The organism is Bacillus amyloliquefaciens DSM 7 = ATCC 23350 (assembly GCF_000196735.1).
Taxonomy (GTDB): Bacteria; Bacillota; Bacilli; order Bacillales; family Bacillaceae; genus Bacillus; species Bacillus amyloliquefaciens.
The window spans coordinates 1,072,424-1,091,103 of sequence record NC_014551.1; the positions used below are offsets into that span (position 1 = coordinate 1,072,424).

Annotated in this window: 19 protein-coding genes; 11 read left to right on the forward strand and 8 right to left on the reverse strand. The window is 48.0% G+C overall.

Features of this window, described 5'->3' with window-relative positions; genetic code table 11:
* Positions 1–62: 62 nt before the first annotated feature.
* On the forward strand, positions 63–662 hold the full coding sequence (locus BAMF_RS25875; RefSeq protein ID WP_013351665.1) for a lysophospholipid acyltransferase family protein: 600 nt from the start codon (positions 63–65) through the stop codon (positions 660–662).
* A 44-nt stretch (positions 663–706) separates the two neighbouring features.
* Here the strand turns inward: BAMF_RS25875 and BAMF_RS25880 are convergent, their stop codons facing one another.
* A complete protein-coding gene (locus BAMF_RS25880) occupies positions 707–2,041 on the reverse strand; it encodes a hemolysin family protein (RefSeq protein WP_013351666.1) in 1,335 nt (444 codons plus the stop codon).
* 61 nt (positions 2,042–2,102) lie between these two features.
* Positions 2,103–2,528: a MerR family transcriptional regulator gene (locus BAMF_RS25885; RefSeq protein ID WP_013351667.1), complete on the reverse strand. Its 426-nt coding sequence runs from the start codon at positions 2,526–2,528 to the stop codon at positions 2,103–2,105.
* Between the two features lie 178 nt (positions 2,529–2,706).
* Between BAMF_RS25885 and BAMF_RS25890 the strand changes: the two genes are divergently transcribed.
* From BAMF_RS25890 to BAMF_RS25900, 3 genes are all read left to right on the forward strand, one after another.
* The gene (locus BAMF_RS25890; protein WP_013351668.1) at positions 2,707–3,891 is read left to right on the forward strand and encodes a pyridoxal phosphate-dependent aminotransferase; all 1,185 of its coding nucleotides are present in this window, start codon (positions 2,707–2,709) and stop codon (positions 3,889–3,891) included.
* A gap of 32 nt (positions 3,892–3,923) precedes the next feature.
* Positions 3,924–5,168: a beta-ketoacyl synthase N-terminal-like domain-containing protein gene (locus tag BAMF_RS25895; protein WP_013351669.1), complete on the forward strand. Its 1,245-nt coding sequence runs from the start codon at positions 3,924–3,926 to the stop codon at positions 5,166–5,168.
* Positions 5,169–5,401: 233 nt separating this feature from the next.
* A complete protein-coding gene (locus BAMF_RS25900; protein WP_013351670.1) occupies positions 5,402–6,790 on the forward strand; it encodes a hemolysin family protein in 1,389 nt (462 codons plus the stop codon).
* Between the two features lie 13 nt (positions 6,791–6,803).
* Here BAMF_RS25900 and crcB read toward each other — a convergent pair whose 3' ends face one another.
* From crcB to BAMF_RS25915, 3 genes are read right to left on the reverse strand one after another with little or no spacing between them, the layout of a single operon-like run.
* A complete protein-coding gene (gene crcB, locus BAMF_RS25905) occupies positions 6,804–7,163 on the reverse strand; it encodes a fluoride efflux transporter CrcB (protein WP_013351671.1) in 360 nt (119 codons plus the stop codon).
* Entirely contained in the window at positions 7,160–7,555 is a 396-nt protein-coding gene (locus BAMF_RS25910; RefSeq protein WP_013351672.1) for a fluoride efflux transporter FluC, read from the reverse strand. Before BAMF_RS25910 ends, crcB begins: the two co-directional genes overlap by 4 nt.
* Before the next feature lies 1 nt (position 7,556).
* A complete protein-coding gene (locus tag BAMF_RS25915; protein ID WP_013351673.1) occupies positions 7,557–8,273 on the reverse strand; it encodes a glycerophosphodiester phosphodiesterase in 717 nt (238 codons plus the stop codon).
* A 169-nt stretch (positions 8,274–8,442) separates the two neighbouring features.
* Between BAMF_RS25915 and BAMF_RS41195 the strand changes: the two genes are divergently transcribed.
* The 3 genes from BAMF_RS41195 (at position 8,443) to BAMF_RS25925 (ending at position 10,621) form a co-directional block, all read left to right on the forward strand.
* Positions 8,443–8,547, forward strand: coding sequence for a YhdX family protein (locus BAMF_RS41195; protein WP_003155299.1), 105 nt, complete (start codon positions 8,443–8,445; stop codon positions 8,545–8,547).
* Positions 8,548–8,709: 162 nt separating this feature from the next.
* The gene (locus BAMF_RS25920) at positions 8,710–9,825 is read left to right on the forward strand and encodes a mechanosensitive ion channel family protein (protein ID WP_013351674.1); all 1,116 of its coding nucleotides are present in this window, start codon (positions 8,710–8,712) and stop codon (positions 9,823–9,825) included.
* A gap of 64 nt (positions 9,826–9,889) precedes the next feature.
* Positions 9,890–10,621: an NAD-dependent protein deacylase gene (locus BAMF_RS25925; RefSeq protein WP_376745306.1), complete on the forward strand. Its 732-nt coding sequence runs from the start codon at positions 9,890–9,892 to the stop codon at positions 10,619–10,621.
* A 33-nt stretch (positions 10,622–10,654) separates the two neighbouring features.
* Here the strand turns inward: BAMF_RS25925 and BAMF_RS25930 are convergent, their stop codons facing one another.
* On the reverse strand, positions 10,655–11,503 hold the full coding sequence (locus BAMF_RS25930) for a polysaccharide deacetylase family protein (RefSeq protein WP_013351676.1): 849 nt from the start codon (positions 11,501–11,503) through the stop codon (positions 10,655–10,657).
* Between the two features lie 260 nt (positions 11,504–11,763).
* On the opposite strand from BAMF_RS25930, the gene dat reads away from it, so the two are divergent.
* The gene (gene dat, locus BAMF_RS25935; RefSeq protein WP_013351677.1) at positions 11,764–12,615 is read left to right on the forward strand and encodes a D-amino-acid transaminase; all 852 of its coding nucleotides are present in this window, start codon (positions 11,764–11,766) and stop codon (positions 12,613–12,615) included.
* A 42-nt stretch (positions 12,616–12,657) separates the two neighbouring features.
* On the opposite strand, the gene BAMF_RS25940 is transcribed toward dat, so the two are convergent.
* A complete protein-coding gene (locus BAMF_RS25940) occupies positions 12,658–13,242 on the reverse strand; it encodes a TetR/AcrR family transcriptional regulator (RefSeq protein ID WP_013351678.1) in 585 nt (194 codons plus the stop codon).
* A gap of 108 nt (positions 13,243–13,350) precedes the next feature.
* Between BAMF_RS25940 and BAMF_RS25945 the strand changes: the two genes are divergently transcribed.
* Complete coding sequence (locus BAMF_RS25945) at positions 13,351–13,902, forward strand: hypothetical protein (RefSeq protein ID WP_013351679.1); 552 nt, start codon at positions 13,351–13,353, stop codon at positions 13,900–13,902.
* Between the two features lie 66 nt (positions 13,903–13,968).
* Here BAMF_RS25945 and BAMF_RS25950 read toward each other — a convergent pair whose 3' ends face one another.
* A complete protein-coding gene (locus BAMF_RS25950) occupies positions 13,969–14,469 on the reverse strand; it encodes a universal stress protein (protein ID WP_013351680.1) in 501 nt (166 codons plus the stop codon).
* A gap of 419 nt (positions 14,470–14,888) precedes the next feature.
* Between BAMF_RS25950 and BAMF_RS25955 the strand changes: the two genes are divergently transcribed.
* Complete coding sequence (locus tag BAMF_RS25955; protein WP_013351681.1) at positions 14,889–16,646, forward strand: ABC transporter ATP-binding protein; 1,758 nt, start codon at positions 14,889–14,891, stop codon at positions 16,644–16,646.
* Positions 16,643–18,664 (forward strand): ABC transporter ATP-binding protein, encoded by a 2,022-nt coding sequence (locus BAMF_RS25960; RefSeq protein WP_013351682.1) that lies wholly within the window; start codon positions 16,643–16,645, stop codon positions 18,662–18,664. The genes BAMF_RS25955 and BAMF_RS25960 overlap by 4 nt, the downstream gene beginning before the upstream one ends.
* The last annotated feature ends 16 nt before the right edge of the window (positions 18,665–18,680 follow it).

Here is an 18,680-nt window from a genome sequence, read left to right on the forward strand (position 1 = left end):
TAAAAAATATTGTTATAATAGAGGGAGAACACTTTTGATCATTACAACAAAGGAAGTGCGTTATGTATAAGTTTTGTGCAAATGCCATAAAAGCCATTCTTTCCCTGCGCGGGGGAGTGAAAGTGTACAACAAGGAGAATCTTCCGTCTGATAAAGGATTCGTTATTGCGTGCACGCATGCGGGCTGGGTGGACGTCCTCACGCTCGGTGTCGGAATATTGCCTCATCAGATTCATTATATGGCCAAAAAAGAACTGTTTCAGAAAAAGTGGATCGGGGGTTTTTTGAAGAAGATTCACGCATTCCCGGTTGATCGTGAAAATCCGGGTCCGAGCAGCATTAAAACGCCGATTAAGCTTCTGAAGGAAGGACAGATTGTCGGGATCTTTCCGAGCGGCACGAGAACATCAGAAGACGTCCCGCTGAAAAGAGGAGCCGTGACCATCGCCCAAATGGGGAAAGCGCCGCTCGTTCCGGCCGCATACAGAGGCCCGTCTTCGGGTAAAGAGCTGTTTAAAAAGGGAAAAATGCGGCTCATCATCGGCGAGCCGATTTTTTTGGAGGACTTTTCTGATTTTGCGCCGAAGGAGAGGCTTGCGGCCATGACAGAAGAGCTGAATGCCAGAATTAAAGAGCTTGAGAAAAAACTTGATCAAATGTAAACAAAAAAAGCTTGCCGTCTGTATCAGACGCGCAAGCTTTTTTATTATGCTTCTTTTTGTTCAGCGGTTTCCAGCAGTTCATCAAACGCCAGTTTTTTTACTTCGATATATGCGACGTGGTGGCCTTCAATTTCATTAATGATAAATTCGCAGCCTTCTTCGATAATCGAATCGTATTGTTCAACATCGTATTTCTGGGTAAGGAACCAGCCGCCGATGGTGTCGACCTCGTCATTTTCTAAATGGATGCCGAGCAACTCGTTCACTTGATCAATCAGAACCTTACCGTCCAGCATGTAATGGCCGTCGCCGAGTTTGCGGATTTCGTTGATTTCATCTATATCAAATTCATCGCGGATTTCCCCGACGATTTCTTCGATAATGTCTTCAACGGTGACAAGCCCCGCGGTTCCGCCGTATTCGTCCGACAGAATCGCCATATGAACCCGTTCCTTCTGCATTTTCACAAGCAGGTCGTGAATCGGTGCCGACTCAATCACATGGATGATCGGATTGACAAAATCGGTGATCGGCGAGTCGACTGATACTTCGCCGCTGATGCAGGCGGTCAGCACTTCTTTAATGTTAATGACGCCGATAATATTGTCTTTGTCACCCTCTTCGACAGGGTAGCGTGTATATTTTTCAATCTGAATGATCTCCATCATTTCAGAGATTTTGATATCATGCGGCAGACTGACGATTTCCGTACGCGGAATCATAATTTCTTTTGCGAGTCTGTCGTCAAATTCAAAGATTTTGTTCACATATTTAAATTCAGACTGGTTGATTTCACCGCTTTTATAGCTTTCCGATAAAATGATGCGCAGCTCTTCTTCCGAATGGGCAAGCTCATTTTCAGACACCGTCTCCAGACCGAACATCTTCGTTAAAAGACGGGCGGAGTTGTTCAGAAGCCATATAAACGGGAACATGATGCGGTAAAACCAAATGAGCGGCTTCGAAAACAGCATCGAAACGGCTTCCGCTTTTTGGATGGCGACTGTTTTCGGCGCTAATTCTCCGACGACCACGTGTAAAAACGTAATGATCGCGTAGGCGAGAATAAATGAAATAATGTGCGATAGTGAGCTTGGTACGTTTATTTTTGTGAAAAGCGGATGAAGCAAGCGTTCAATCGTTGATTCGCCTAAGACACCAAGACCAATGGAAGTCAATGTTATGCCGAGCTGGCACGCCGATAAATACTCATCTAAATGCGTGGTCACTTTTTTGACACCGATTGCGGCTTTATTTCCTTCTGCTATAAGCTGGTCAACCCGTGAGCCTCTGATTCTGATTATCGCAAACTCAGATGCTACGAAAAATGCCGTCAGCGCGATTAAAACCGCGACTAAAATCAAATTCACAATGTCCAATTAGAACCTTCACTCCTTTTGGGAAGATGAAGGTAACACCTCCTGTTAGTAAGATAATGGTTTAACTTAACAGCAGCATAAATGATTGAAGCACTGCAAGCTTTTCAGGAGCCAGCCTTTTTTTCAGCTGGGCGCGCTCCTCTGGTTCAAGCTTTTCAAACCGATGCAGGATCCCGGAGATGTTTTGATTCATATGATCAATTTCCGATGCCAGATTTCCAATATCGTCAGGCAAGGCTGAAGAGGGAAACTGGTTTTCCAGTCGGTCTTTTATATCAGACAGGGCCAATCGCTGCTTTTTACAAGCGACTATAAACTGTAATCGATTGAGTGCAAGTGTATCGTAGTAACGGTAGTTCGAGCAAGATCTGTCAGGCTTCAAAAGCCCGAGGTTTGTATAGTAATCCACCGTGCGTTTCGTTACACCGGCAAGCTCTGCTAATTCACTGATGCGATAAGTCTCAGCCCCATCTAAATCCCTCCCCAACCATCACGTTATAGTTATGAGAATAGTTTAATATATGAAGGGGAGTTTGCACAAGTTTATTGTTTTCCGTCTTTCCTCTGAAACGGGGGGCAGGCTTCCGGAAAAAGCGTTGACTGCGCCATGTAAATCTTTCATAATCATTGTAAATAGAAACGGAAGAAAAAGACAGAAGGGACAGATGACAGTGGCCGGTTTATCACGGGAAGTGACAGAAAATCTGGAGAAAGGCTCTTGGATACGAAAACTATTTGATGAAGGCGCGCGGCTGAAAAAAGAATTCGGCGCCGATAAGGTGTTTGACTTTTCAATAGGAAATCCGGTTGCGGAGCCGCCAGAAACATTTAAAAAGGCGCTTTGCGAAGCGGCTGAAACAGGTAGGCACGGATACATACAAAACCAGGGGCTTCCGGAGGCGAGAGAGAAGGTTGCAGGCTTTTTGTCAGAGCGGTTTCAGACCGAGATTTCTGCCAGGCATACAGTCATGACGGTCGGGGCAGGCGGAGGGCTGAATGTTGCGCTGAAGAGCATCCTGAACCCGGGGGAAGAAGTCATCCTTCTTTCACCTTATTTCGCGGAATATAAAGCGTATGTTGAAAATTACCGCGGCAGCCCCGTCATCTGCCCGCTGACTGACTCATTTGAGATTGATATTGAAGCGGTGAGAGAAGCGATCACTCCCCGTACGAAAGGACTGATCGTCAATACGCCGCATAACCCGACGGGGACTGTGCTGAACCAGAAAAATCTTAATGATTTGGGCGCCTTATTAAAAGAAGCCGAGGAGCGGAACGGGCAAAGCATCTTCATTTTGTTTGATGAACCGTACAGCCAGCTGATCTACGGAGAAGAACAGGCGAATCCGTTTCAGGCGTATCACCGCGTTATTTTAGTCAGTTCGTTCAGTAAAGATCTCGGCATTGCGGGGGAAAGGCTCGGGTATATCGCAACAGACGCCCAAATACCTGAGCGCGGCCTTCTGACGGATGCGCTCGTTTTCTGCAACCGGACGCTCGGCTTTGTGAATGCACCGGTCATGATGCAGCGCGCAATAGCGAAAATGGACGATCTTTCGATTGACGCCGAACCTTATCGAAAGCGGAGAGATCTTATGGTGGACATCCTCACAGAAGCCGGCTTTGAATTTGAAATGCCGAAAGGAGGCTTTTTCGTCTTTCCAAAATCACCGATTGAAGACGAGGTGGCTTTCTGCATGCATGCCGCACAGAAATATAAACTATTGATCGTACCCGGCAGCGGATTTGGAAAAAGCGGCTATTTCCGATTATCTTTCAGCGTGCCTTCAGAACAGATCAGACAGTCGCGGGACATTTTCAAAGCACTGTATCAAGATTTTTCTTCATAGCTTCCAATACATAAAGATGGGAGAACGGTCAAATGTCGAGGAGAAATGATGGCACGTCAGACATCAGCATTACAGGAATCGGGGTCTTAACCGCGGTCGGACAAGGCAAGGAGGCGTTTCTTGATGCGCTTATGGATGGGCGGCACGCCTTCGATGTGATGAAACGCCCCGGCCGGCAGAAAGGCAGTTCGTTTATCGGCGCGGAGCTTAGCGGATTAACGCCGCCTGATGCGCTGTCGAAGCGCTTGTACCGAAGGGCCGCATTATCAGGAAAGGCGGCGCTTATCGCTTTATATGAGGCATGGCATGACGCTCAATTAGACGGCGCTGATCACAGCCGCACCGGTCTGATCATCGGCGGTTCAAATACGACGCAGCGCGAACTGATGCAGGTCTTTGAGAAAAACGGTGAAATGCCGCAATTTGTGAATCCGACGTACGGGCTTTCTTTTATGGATAGTGATTTGTCGGGGCTTTGTACGGAGCAATTCGGGATAAAAGGGCCGGCCTTTACGGTCGGCGGCGCGTCGGCAAGCGGTCAGGCGGCGGTTATCCAGGCCGCTCAAGGAATCAATGGCGGCCTGTTTGACCGCTGTATCGTGATCGGGGCGCTGGCCGATCTGTCGTATATGGAGTGTCACGCTCTCCGCTCACTGGGAGCAATGGGCACCGATACATACGCTGAACGTCCTGAAGCCGCTTGCCGCCCGTTTGACCGGCATACGGACGGGTTTATATTCGGAGAAGCGTGCGGGGCGATCGTGCTGGAACGCGCTGAATCTGCCGAACAGAGGGGCGCGCGTTCATGGGCCGGCTTAAAGGGCTGGGGCATGGCTTCCGATGCGAACCGCAATCCGAATCCTTCAGCAGAGGGTGAAATGACGGTGATCCGCCAGGCACTGGAGCGGGCCGGTCTTTCAGCGAAAGAGATCGATTACATCAATCCGCACGGCACCGGTTCGCCGATCGGAGATAAGACTGAATGCCGGGCGCTTTCTGAAAGCGGTCTGTCGCACGCACGGATTAATGCGACAAAATCGATTACAGGTCACGGCCTGAGTGCGGCCGGAACGGTAGAAATCATTGCGGCGCTCCTGCAAATGCGGGAATCCAAGCTTCATCCGACCAGAAACTTAACGGAGCCGATCGACGGCGCATTCCAGTGGGTGACGGACGAACCGATCGCCCATACCGTACACCATGCGCTAAGCTTAAGCATGGGATTCGGAGGGATTAATACGGCGCTTTGTTTAGAAAATCATTTCCGAAGCAGATAACGGCAGTCTTCTTTTTTGAAGGCTGTTTTTTTATATGATAAAAAAATCTGAAAATGAAGAAAGAATTGAGTTGTGATACAATAAAATATACAAATTATAATCATGCTTTGACTTAGGAGGTGGCAGGATGGGGCCCTCTGCATAGTCAATCACCCATTTCGTTCCTCTCGCTTAAGAAAAAATGATGAAATCAGGAGGTGACGTCCTTATCCTTCAATCAGGGATAAGGTGAAATGGACGATATTGACAGTTTGATTTTAATCGGTGTGCTCATTGCGTTAACGGCGTTTTTCGTGGCGAGTGAATTTGCGATCGTCAGAGTGAGGAGATCCAGAATCGATCAGCTCATCCTAGAAGGGAACAGACGGGCAGTGCTTGCAAAGCGTATCATTACGGATCTTGATGAGTATTTATCCGCCTCGCAGCTCGGCATTACACTGACATCCATCGGGCTCGGGGTGCTGGGAGAGCCAGCATTTGAGCGGATGCTTCATCCTGTGTTTCGGGGTATGGGACTGCCGGATTCTGCTGAGCATGTGATTGCTTTTGCCGCGGCGTACGGGCTGATTACATTTTTACATGTCGTCGTCGGTGAGCTTGCGCCTAAAACGGTTGCCATTCAAAAAGCGGAAAAGCTGACGTTATGGATTGCAGGGCCGCTTCGGTTATTTTACGTGTTCATGTTCCCGTTTATTTGGGTGCTGAACGGCTCCGCGAGAATTTTGACCGGTTTGGCCGGATTAAAGCCGGTATCTGAGCATGAAGGCTCCCACTCTGAAGAAGAGCTGCGGATCCTGCTGTCAGAAAGTTTAAAAAACGGAGAAATCAATCCGTCTGAATATACATTTGTGAATAAAATTTTTGAGTTTGATAATCGGATCGCCAGGGAAATCATGATTCCGAGAAAAGAAATCGCCGCTGTTTCAACTGATATGTCAGTGCCGGAAATGCTTGATATGATGCTGAAAGATAAATATACGCGCTGGCCCGTAACGGACGGGGACAAAGACAGCGTTATCGGCATGATCAATACGAAGCATCTCTTTTCAGATCTGCTGTTTATGACAGAAGATGAAAAAGCGGAAGTATCCATCGCCTCTTACGTCCGTCCGGTCATTGAAGTCATCGAGACGATTCCGATACACGATCTTCTGATAAAAATGCAGAGAGAGCGTATTCATCTGGCGATATTATCTGATGAATACGGCGGAACGTCCGGTCTTGTGACGACCGAAGACATCCTTGAAGAAATCGTCGGCGATATCAGAGACGAATTTGATGAAGACGAACAGCCGCTGATTCAAAAGCTGTCCGAACGCCATTATGTGCTGGACGGAAAGGTTCGCATCGATCAGGTAAATCATCTGCTCGGCGCAGGGATTGAAGAGGAAGTCGACACGATCGGCGGGCTTGTGCTGAAGCGGAATATTGATATCTGTTCGGGTGAGTCGATACAGATCGGGGGATACACTGTCCTCGTATTAGAAATGGACGGCCGGTTTATTAAACGTCTTGAAGTAAAAGAAGAACAGGGCCGCGCTGGCGGTCAGGAAACAATAAACCGCCCCCTGCCCGTGCCTGAAGCGGTCATGCTTCATAACGCAACCTTGAGCGAAAAATAAGCTCAAGGTTTTTTTAAATGGATATGATAATGAGGCCGCACCAGAACGCCAAAAGGCTTCCGGCTGCTGAAACTGCGATATAGAGCAGGCTTTCCTTTATGCGATTGTTCATCATCAGCTGCACGGCTTCAATACTGAAGGTGGAAAAGGTCGTAAACGCACCGAAAAAACCTGTCGCGATGATGATACCGGCGGAAGGATTATCCAGACCCAGTCCGGTGAACATGCCGAGACCGAAAGAGCCGAGCAGGTTGACCGCAGCCATTCCAAGCGGAATCGGAAAACCTTTTGTCCTTTCTGAAATGGTTTGACCCAGCAGAAAACGCAATACCGCTCCGATTCCCGCTGCGATAAGCATCAAAACAATCGTCATGACGTTTCATGCCCCTTTCCCGCTGAACGGAGAGCAATCCGCCGTCCGCAGAAAATGCCGGCATACGCAAGGGCAAGGCCGGCGAATAATGTCGCGGCAGCATAACAAAAAGCAGCTGCGGGAGACGATTGCAGCAAAAAGACGGTTTCTTTTGCGAAGGTTGACATCGTCGTGAAACCTCCGCAAAAACCGGTTCCGAAAAAGGCGGTTAGAAGAGGGCGCTTTGCCCGAATGACAAAATAACCCGTGATAAGACCAAGTAAAAGGCTTCCCGCCGCGTTTTCGAGGAAAGTAGCCGCGGGGAAAGAACTGCTGTGAATGTGCGTGCTCAATTCAAAGCGGAGCAAAGCGCCAAGCGCCCCTCCGATAAAAATTGCGATGTATTGTTTCATATCAGCCATCCTTAGAAATAAAATCCGGAAAATCAGTTACAATGCCGTCAACTGCCATCATTTGCAGCTTTTCGGCCGTCTTTTTGTTTCTGACCGTCCATGCAAATACTTTCAGGCCGTGTCTGTGGGCGGTGGAAATCAAGAACCGATTCAGGCGGGTGTATTTAATATTGACATAATTTGCGGCTGATTTGTAGGCGGTCAGCTGGCTTTTGGAAAACATCCCAAAGCTGGGCCTGGCAATGATCGCAGTCGGAACGGACGGATACATGTCATGAAAGATCTGAATCGACTTGAGGCTGAAAGATTGAACGATATGATAAATGGAAAAGGAAAACTTGCTTAACAGCTGGCCGACTGCTTTTTCAAGACCGACTTGAGAAGCGTGCCCTTTTAGTTCAATTAAAAATCCGATTTTAGAATGATAGCGCTTCAAGACCTCTTCGAGCAGGGGAATCCGCTCTCCTTTAAACTCAGCTCCGTACCAGCTTCCGGCGTCCAAAGACTGCAGCTGCTTCAGCGTGTAATCTTTTACAAAACCGGAGCCGTCCGTTGTCCTGTCGACTCTGTCATCATGAATGACGACAATGTGTCCGTCTTTTGTGAGCTGGACGTCAAGCTCAATGAAATCAGCGTTCAATTCGGCCGCGATATCAAATGCCGCAAATGTATTTTCGGGCGCATTACCGGATGCGCCGCGATGGGCGATGGTATACAAGCTTGTCAGCTCCCCTCAAGGGCATTTCTGTTATTATATCAAATTCATATATGCACAGCGATTCAAACTGGTGAATGTGCGAAAGAGGATTTTTTTGGAATGAAGATAGTGCTTTTTTCGGTTTACAATCCGCAGTGGTGATTTATAATGGCAAAAAGGAGGCGAGATCATGGGAAAAGGGAGATTGAAAGTGGAAGAAAGAATTAAAGCCGAAACCGATGCTGAAATTCAAAAAGCGACTCTCCTGAAACAGACACAATCGAAGAAGAAATAGTGCCTGCCCCTGTTGTATCTGGCTGAAAGATGAACGAATTTTGTGAAAACCCCGGCTGTGTTCTGCTGCCGGGGTTTTTAGGCTGCCTGAAGACATTAAAAGAAGCTGATGTCCGAATGTTTTAGTATAATGGATTTTCGACAAGACAAAGGAGCATATGCCATGATGACACATTTTCAGAGCTTTTTTACTCTTGACCATATTTCACAGATCGGTATCAGCATTGGAATTTTAGCGGCTTTTCTCATTTTGAGAAAGCTGTTTGTCAAATACTTTTTTCAGCTTGTTTATAAATTGGCGAACAAACCGAAAACCGACATATTCAAACAGATTGCCATCGCGTTTGACAAGCCGGCCAGATGGTTTTTCGTGGCGCTGGGGCTGTTTTTGGCGATTGAGTATTCGCCGTTTTTAGACGGGCAGATGGATATTGTCAAAAAAATGTACCGCTCCCTGATCGTGGCGCTGATCGCCTGGGGGCTTTGCAATCTGACATCCGCGTCTTCCTTTTTATTTCATAAAGTCAATCAGCGCTTTGAGCTTGATATGGATGACATTTTGGCGCCGTTTTTATCCAAGGTGCTGCGCTTTGTCATTCTCGCGCTCAGCGTCAGTGTAATCGCGCAGGAATTTAATTATGATGTAAACGGGTTCGTGGCCGGACTCGGACTTGGCGGGCTGGCCTTCGCACTCGCGGCTAAAGATACGATCAGCAATTTTTTCGGCGGTATCATCATCATTACGGAGAAGCCGTTTACGATCGGCGACTGGGTCGAGACGTCGTCTGTGACGGGGGGCGTAGAAGATATTACATTCAGAAGCACAAGGTTCCGCACGGCGCAGGGGGCGCTTGTCACCGTGCCCAATTCAACGCTGTCCATGGAAGCCATCACAAACTGGACGAGAATGACGAAGCGCCAGGTTACGTTTTCCATTCGTGTCTCTTATGCGACGCCGATTGACCGTTTAGAGCGGTGCATCATCAGGCTCAGAGAAATGCTGCGTGAACATGAAGGCGTACATGATGATACGATTATGGTTCATTTTGACGTGTTTGCAGACAGCTATTACAATCTGTTTTTTAACTTCTACACAAAGACCATCGTCTGGGCGGAAAGTCTGGATGTGCGGCAGGATATCAACCGCCGGATTATTGATCTTTTTGCGGAGGAAGGCGTGGAATTCGCCTATCCGGGCCAAACGGTTTTTGTGAAACAGAAAAATCAGGATGAACCGGTTCAAGTCAATGGTCATTCCGGAGAAAAAGAACGGGCATAACAGGCGCCGTTCTTTTTTCATGATATGATAAAAAGAAAAAGGCGGTGGAAGAGTGGAAGCGGTTATGACATTGATCAATCAGGCTGAACGTATCATGGTGCTGACGGGAGCGGGCATGAGCACGGAATCCGGCATTCCTGATTTTCGTTCGGCGGGCGGTATATGGACCGAAGACACCTCCAGAATGGAAGCGATGAGCAGGGAATACTTTGAACGCCGTCCGCGCGACTTCTGGCCTAAATTCAAACAGCTGTTTCAGATGAAAATGAGCGGAAGTTATGAACCGAATGCCGGCCATAAGTATTTGGCGGATCTTGAAAAGCGGGGAAAACAGGTAGACATTTTCACGCAGAATATTGACGGGCTTCATAGAAAAGCGAGAAGCAGCAGTGTCTATGAGCTTCACGGTTCAATTCAGACCGCCGCATGCCCCCGCTGCGGAGCGCGCTACGGGCTTTCACATCTGCTGAAGGAAGAAGTGCCGGAATGTACGGCGGAGACCGGAGATCATGCGGTATGCGGCGCTGTATTAAAGACGGATGTCGTCCTGTTCGGCGATCTTGTTCAGCATTTTGAAACCCTTTATGAAAAGCTTGATAAAGCTGATCTTCTTCTTGTGATCGGCACTTCGCTTGAGGTGGCGCCGGCAAGGTTTGTCCCTGAGGATGTGAGCCGGATTCCCGGTTTGAAGCAGGTGATCATTAACCTTGAGCCGACATATTGCGACCATTTATTTGATCTTGTCATTCATGAGAAGATCGGTGAATTTGCAAAGCGGATCAGCGCCGCGACATAAAAAAAGCCGGATCATATACAGATCCGGCTTTTCTTATTCATGGACGGGAATCATTTGATCCGTCAGCACGTCAAATGAGTAGCCCTGAGCTTTCAGTTTTTGGATCAGGCTCGGCAAAGCATGCACCGTCGCAGGCAGATCGTGCATTAAAATGACATGCGGCCTGCTCGTATGAACACTTTCCAAATATGCGAGCTGATTCAGCACTTCCGGCACGTACCGGGCATTCTTGTACTTCCAGTCCTCGCTGTCTATCGTCCAGTCCCAGTACACGAAGCCGCCTTTTTCGAGATGCTTAATCTGGGTGTCTGTCAATGACGGTTTGCTGCCGTAAGGCGTACGGACAAGATCCGTTTTCACTCCGGTGATTGCCTGGAGCGTATCGCGTCCCTGCTGCATTTCTTTCAGCGGCGATGTCGGTGTTTGATAAAACAGATGATTATCGTGCGTCACGCCATGCAGGCCGAGCGCGATTCCTTCCCGGTTCGCTCTTTCCACGGAATGCTTATAGGCTTTCATCCGCGGTTCAAGCATAAAAAAAGTGGCTTTTGCGCCATTTGCCTTCAATACATTCAACAGCTGTTCAGTATATGGAGACGGCCCGTCGTCGAAGGTTAAATATACCGTTTTTTTCCCTGTGTCTTGCTCTTTCTGCAAATGTTTAAGTAAGACGTCGGGAGAATCATTTTTCAGCCGCAGGCTTTCTGTTTCGTCTCGAAGCTGTCCGTTTGCGGTCACGGTGACCTGCTTGTTTTTTGCGGCGGAAGCGGAATAACCCATTATGACGATTACCAGAAGCAGTCCGCACAAAACTGCTAAACTCGTAAGTTTAAAAGCCAATGAAAACAGAGAAGGGGAAGCACCTTCTTTTGTCTTGCGCATAACAATCTCTCCAGTAGCATAAATTTCTTCATAATGCTGGTAACAACGGAGGCTTGCAAAGTGCCATAAGTTAACAGCATATGTATGTCGAATCAAGTATACAGGAACAAAACTGGAAAAGACATAGAAAATATGTCGAATGATAAGATTTTAAGAAAAAAATAAACTCCGCTGCCGGCTTGCTTGTTCAATATGATAGAATAGTTGACAATAACAGCTGAGAATGCACATCACGGCAGATAACGATTAGGAGGGTTTACATGAAGGCATTAGTAAACGGCCAGTTGATTGATCGTGAGGAAGCGGCAGTTGATATTGAGGACCGCGGATATCAATTCGGTGACGGTGTGTATGAAGTCATCAGAGTGTATAACGGCGCCTTATTCGGACTGCGGGAGCATATCGTCCGTCTTTTCAGAAGCGCCGCAGAAATCGGTATCGCCCTTCCGTTCTCCGCAGAAGACATAGAATGGGATCTGCAAAAGCTCGTACAGGAAAACAAACTCATTGACGGCGGAGTTTATATTCAGACGACGAGAGGGAAGGCGCCGCGAAAGCACCAGTATGACAAGGGATTGGAGCCGCAGACGACGGCATACACCTTTTCAGTGAAAAAACCGGAAAATGAACAAAAAGCCGGAGCGCAGGCCATAACGGCGGAAGACAAACGCTGGCTGAGATGTGACATTAAGAGTCTGAATTTACTGTATAATGTGATGATCAAACAAAAAGCATATGAAGCAGGCGCATATGAAGCAGTGCTGATAAGAGACGGGGCGGTAACGGAAGGAACCTCATCCAATGTATACGCCGTCATTAACGGCACCGTTCGGACGCATCCTGCAAACGAGCTGATTTTAAACGGCATTACCAGAATAAAACTTTTAGAACTGATGAAAGAAAACGGGATTGAGGTGCGGGAGAAGCCCCTTACTGAAGACGAACTCAGAGGCGCGGATGAAATTTTTATCTCGTCAACGACGTCTGAACTAATCCCGATCGTAACCCTTGACGGAAAACCGGTCGGCAGCGGTGCGCCGGGTCCTGTAGCCAAAACGATACTGGAGGCATTTCAGTCGCGCATTCAGCAGGAGATCGGAGTTCAATCATAAGCGGAAAAAAGGCCGGAAACACATCCGGCCTTTTTGCTTCTGTCAGATAAAAAGAGATTCGATATGCTGAATGAGCACGCGGGAGATCTTCTCTTTTGAAAGACGATTCGGTTCAAGCATGGCATGCAGCGCCAATCCGTCTGCGATGGCATACAATTTCTCCGCTTCTATCTCTTTATCAAGATTTGGTTTCAGATGCTTATTTTCATCCAGCCAGTCAATCAGGCTCCGGATATATTCCAAGATCCCGTCGTGCTGGGGATGAAATTCTTCCCCCTTATGTCTGGCGTAAGCTGTGAAAGCGAACCATACCTCCATTTCAGCCATCGATTCTTCATCTGTCGGGATGATTTCAAGCATCAGACGCACCGCTTTTTCTTTCGGCGGCAGATCTGTCATGGCGACTTCGTTAATTCTGGCGGCAACTTTTTCTTTTACGAGTGTCATCGCGTACCCCAAAAGCTCGTCCTGGGTGGTGAAATAGTGCCTCAGCGCGCCTAAAGAAAGACCCGCTTCCCGGGCGATGTTTCTCACTGTCGCTCCTTCCATGCCCCGTTCCAGAATCGTCCGCCATGTGGCTTCGGCTATTTGTTTTCTTCTTTTTTCGTGGTCGATTATTTTAGGCATGGTTCCAGTGTAACAGGAAAAAAATTTTCTTGCAATTTTGTAATACGATTGTATTAAATAAAAAGAGGTGTTACAATGCTTTTTAGAAAACGATAAGGGGGAACCGGATTGAACGCAGTTGCTTGGTTGATTGTCATTTGTGAGGCTGCTTTTTGGGCGGCTGTCATCTGCGGATTGGCGGCGCGGTATTTATTCAGGCGGCAAAAGCTCGGAATGTTTTTTTTCGCTCTCATTCCTCTTTTGGATGCCGTATTGTTTCTTGCGGCTGCGGCTGATTTATACAGAGGGGCGACAGCGACTTTGGCGCATGCTTTGGCCGCCGTTTACATCGGAGTGTCTGTCGCCTTCGGAAAAAGCATGATTCAATGGGCGGATGAGCGTTTCCGTTATTATGTGGTAAAGGAAGGGGCAAAACCAGTTAAGCGGTACGGACTGGATTACGCCAAACATTATGCAAAAGGATGGGGGAGGCATGTATTAGCGTTTATCATCGGCGGCATTCTTTTGGCCGGAACGGTATTTCTCATTCACGACGCTTCCCGGACCGAAGCGCTCAGCGGCCTGTTAAAGGGCTGGTCCGTCGTATTGTGCATCGATTTTTTGATCATGGCGAGCTTTTTTGTAATGCCGAAAAAAAGAGGAAACAGCCGGGAGATGTAAATCGTCTTCATGCACGGACGAACACAGAAAAAAAGCAGCTTTTTATAAAGCTGCTGCACAGAAAGATCATTTTACGATAAGCACCGGAATATCGGATTTAGACGACAGCTTTTCACTGACGCTTCCGAATAAAAGTTTTTTCAGCCTGTTCCGGTCTCGGCTTCCGATGACGATCAAATCCGCCGATATGCGATCGGCATGCTCGATAATGGCGTCAGCGGGATCACCTTCTAAAATGTCGATATCTCCGTCAATCTCAGCGCCGTTCATCAGCATTCTCGCTTCGGCAATGATTTCTTCCGTGCGGTCTTCATAAATCATGGGATCAGGGGAGATTCTTTCCGCTTGGAGCGGATCAGGAACGCTTGCAATCCCGCCTCCGATATATGTCGCCCCGGCTCCCGGCCTCGGAGGATCAACAATCGTCTGGGTATCTTTTGCATTGTGGGAATGCACGACCGTTAAATCCGCGTGAAACGTTTTTGAAAGGTCTATGGCTTTTTGTAGCGCTTTCTTACTGTCATCACTTCCGTCAAAAGCTGCAATCAACCGGTCCGCATGAAACATCGGCCTCATCCTTTCAGTAAAAAAGGTTTGCAGAACAATACCCGTTTGGAAAAAAGCTAAAACCCGGATTGACAATAAAAGGATTTATTTATATGATGAAGGAAGAATATAGGAAAAAGGTGGTATGGATCATGTCAACATTACAGCGTGTCAACTCAGCTTCAGCTAAATACCGGCGTGACTGCCATACACCTTCCGTTTTCTGAACATTTGCTTAAAAACGGTGCAGTCGCGCATAAAAGGCGGGTCTGTACCTTATTTATCATAATAAGAGGCATGGAGCTGACGCTTCATGTCTTTTTTTATACAAAAAAATGAAGAAAGACAGGTGTGATGCATGTGGCGGTATTAGTGAAAAAAATGTACAACAATCCGGAAAAGCTTGAGGGAGGCTGACTAATGAAAGGGGATGACGGTATTTGTTTACTGTATTAAAAAAGCTGGCTTGGTTTTTTAAAGCCTATTGGCTGCGCTATACGACGGCGATTGTTCTGTTATTGATTGTGAATGTCATTGAAATGTTTCCGCCTAAACTTCTCGGTAACGCAATAGACGATATGAAGGCGGGTGTGTTTACGAAAAGCGGGATGCTGTTTTATATATGTGTTTTTCTCGCTTTAACGGCAGCCGTCTACTTGCTGTCTTATTTTTGGATGTATCAGCTTTTCGGCGGAGCGAATGTCATGGAGAAGATTCTCCGTTCAAAGCTGATGGGAAAACTTCTTCACATGTCACCGCCGTTTTTTGAGAAATACAGGACGGGCGATTTAATGGCGCGGGGGACAAATGATTTGCAGGCCGTCAGTATGACGACGGGCTTCGGGGTCTTAACGCTCGTTGATTCGACGATGTATATGCTGACGATATTTTTAACGATGGGGTTTGTCATCAGCTGGAAGCTGACATTCGCCGCGATTATCCCGCTGCCGATTATGGCGGCTGCGGTCAGTCTGTACGGAAAAAAGATTCATGAGCGGTTTACGGAAGCGCAGGATGCTTTCGGATCATTAAATGACAAGGTGCTGGAGTCGGTATCCGGCGTCCGGGTCATTCGGGCTTTCGTGCAGGAAAAAAATGATGTCAGCCGATTCGGAGATATGACGGCTGATGTATATGAGAAAAACATGAAGGTGGCGTTTATCGATTCTCTCTTTGAGCCGACTGTGAAACTTCTCGTCGGCCTCAGCTACCTCATCGGTCTCGGCTACGGCGCCTATCTCGTTTTTCAAAACCGGCTGACGCTGGGAGAGCTTGTATCGTTTAACGTGTATCTCGGAATGATGATCTGGCCGATGTTTGCGATCGGCGAATTAATCAATATCATGCAGCGCGGCAATGCCTCCTTGGATCGTGTCAATGAGACGCTTTCTTATGAGCCTGACGTGATCGGGCCCAAGCATCCCGCAGGTATCAAGGAGCCCGGGCGTCTCGTTTTTGAACAAGTGACCTTTACGTATCCGAGCGGAGCGGGACCGGCTCTTTCTGATGTCTCTTTTTCCGTAGAAAAAGGGCAGACGCTCGGCATTGTCGGGAAAACGGGAAGCGGAAAGACGACGATCATTAAGCAGCTTTTGCGTGAATATCCGCCCGGTGCGGGGGCGATCACGTTCACAGGCGTACCGATTCAGGAAATTCCGCTTGATCAGCTCCGCGGGTGGGTCGGCTATGTGCCGCAGGATCATATTTTATTTTCAAAGACGGTAAAGGAAAATCTGCTTTACGGACGGCAGGACGCAAGCGAAGAAGAAATCGGCAGCGCGCTGAAAGATGCGCATTTTGAAAACGATATCGGCATGCTTTCCGACGGGCTTGAGACGCTTGTCGGCGAGAAGGGCGTAGCGCTCTCAGGCGGACAAAAGCAGCGCATCTCAATTGCGAGAGCGCTTTTGACAGATCCCGACATCCTCATATTAGATGATTCGCTTTCCGCCGTTGACGCGAAAACGGAAGCGGCCATTATTGACAGCATCCGTAAAAAACGGCGGGATAAAACAACGATTATCACCACCCACCGGCTCTCGGCGGTTGAACACGCAGATCTCATTCTCGTCATGGACGAAAGTCGGGTGTCTGAAAGAGGCACACATCAGGAGCTATTGGCGCAGAACGGCTGGTATCGGGAACAATATGAGAGGCAGCAGCTGTCCTCTCTTGAAGAAGGGGGGACCAGCGCATGAAGACCGGAAGAAGATTATGGAATTACGCGCTTCAATATAAAAAACTGCTGATTTGGGCGGTCGTTCTGCTTATTATTGCGGTCGGCACTGAGCTGACCGGCCCGTTTATCGGAAAAAAAATGATTGACGATCATATTCTCGGCATTGAAAAAATATGGTATAAAGCCTCTGCGGACGATCCGGGCGCCGTCAGGTTCCGGGGGCATGATTATGTCAGGGAAGACCGGATCAAACCGGGGGCGGACAAAACCGGAGAGGTGCACATTTATCAAGTCGGTGCGGCCTACTATTTTGTTGACCGCCCCGTCAGTTTTGACGGAAACCGTTCGGTGTCTGACGGCCGGCTGACGATATCAAACGGTAAGGAAAGCAGGTCATATCCCGCCGTTACGTTATCCAAACAGGAAATTTTTCAATTTTACCGGCCGGAAATAAAAGGACTGCTGACTTTGACCGCCATATATGCGGGGCTGCTCATGTTTTCCGTGTGCTTTCATTACGGCCAGCATTACCTGCTGCAGATGGGAGCAAACCGGATCATACAGCGCATGAGGCAGGATGTATTTTCGCACATTCAGAAAATGCCGATCCGCTACTTTGATAATCTGCCCGCCGGAAAGGTCGTGGCCCGCATTACGAATGACACAGAAGCGGTCAGAGATTTATATGTAACGGTGCTGTCTACGTTTATCACAAGCGGCGTCTACATGCTCGGCATTTTTACGGCGCTGTTTATGCTTGATGTCAGGCTGGCCGCCGTTTGCCTTCTGATTATTCCGATCTTAATAATCTGGTCGGTTGTGTACCGTAAATACGCATCCGTCTTCAACCAAAAAATTCGTTCAATTAACAGTGACATCAATGCGAAAATGAACGAGTCCATTCAAGGTATGCCGATTATTCAGGCGTTCCGCCGTGAGAAGGAAACGATGAAGGAATTTGAAGAATTAAATGAAGCTCATTTCCGCTTCAAGAACAAAATGCTGTCCTTAAATTCCCTCATGTCCCACAGTCTTGTCAATGTTCTTCGCAATCTTGCGTTTGTCGGATTGATCTGGTATTTCGGAGGCGCTAGTCTGAGTGCGGCAGGATTTGTTTCGATCGGCGTGTTATATGCGTTTGTTGATTATTTAAACCGTTTGTTTCAGCCTGTTACAGGGATTGTCAACCAATTTTCGAAGCTTGAATTGGCTCGTGTTTCTGCGGGCAGGGTATTTGAACTTTTACAGGAAGAGGAAACGGAAGAAACAGGCGCTCCCGCACACAAAAAGGCGGAAGGGACTGTGGAATTCCGCGATGTTTCTTTTGGTTATCGAAAGGGAGAAGAGGTGCTGAAACATATCAGCTTTACAGCTGAAAAAGGTGAGACGGTCGCCCTCGTCGGCCATACGGGATCCGGCAAAAGCTCCATCCTTAATCTTCTGTTCCGTTTTTACGATGCCCAAAAAGGCGATATACTGCTGGACGGCAAAAGCATTTACGGCATGTCGAGACAGGAGCTGAGGTCGCATATGGGCATTGTGCTGCAAGACCCGTATCTTTTCTCGGGCACGATCGGCTCCAATGTCACCCTTGATGATCAGCGTATTTCTCCCGAGCAAGCTGAAGAAGCGCTTCGCCAAGTCGGCGCCGAAAGCCTTCTGCAATCCCTGCCGAAGGGCATCATGGAGCCCGTCACGGAAAAAGGCGGCACACTGTCCTCAGGGCAGCGTCAGCTGATTTCTTTTGCAAGGGCGCTCGCGTTCGATCCGGCCATTTTAATTTTGGATGAGGCGACGGCGCACATTGACACCGAAACAGAAGCAATCATTCAAAAAGCGCTGCAAGTGGTTCAAGAAGGGCGCACAACATTTATTATCGCCCATCGGCTTTCCACGATCAGACACGCAGACCAGATTCTCGTGCTGGAAAAGGGGCGCATCATTGAAAAGGGAAGCCATGACGAATTAATGGCGCAAAAGGGGCAGTACCATCAAATGTATGAATTACAGAAAGGAACGGCGCAGTCCGCGGTGTAACCGGAAAGGGTGAATC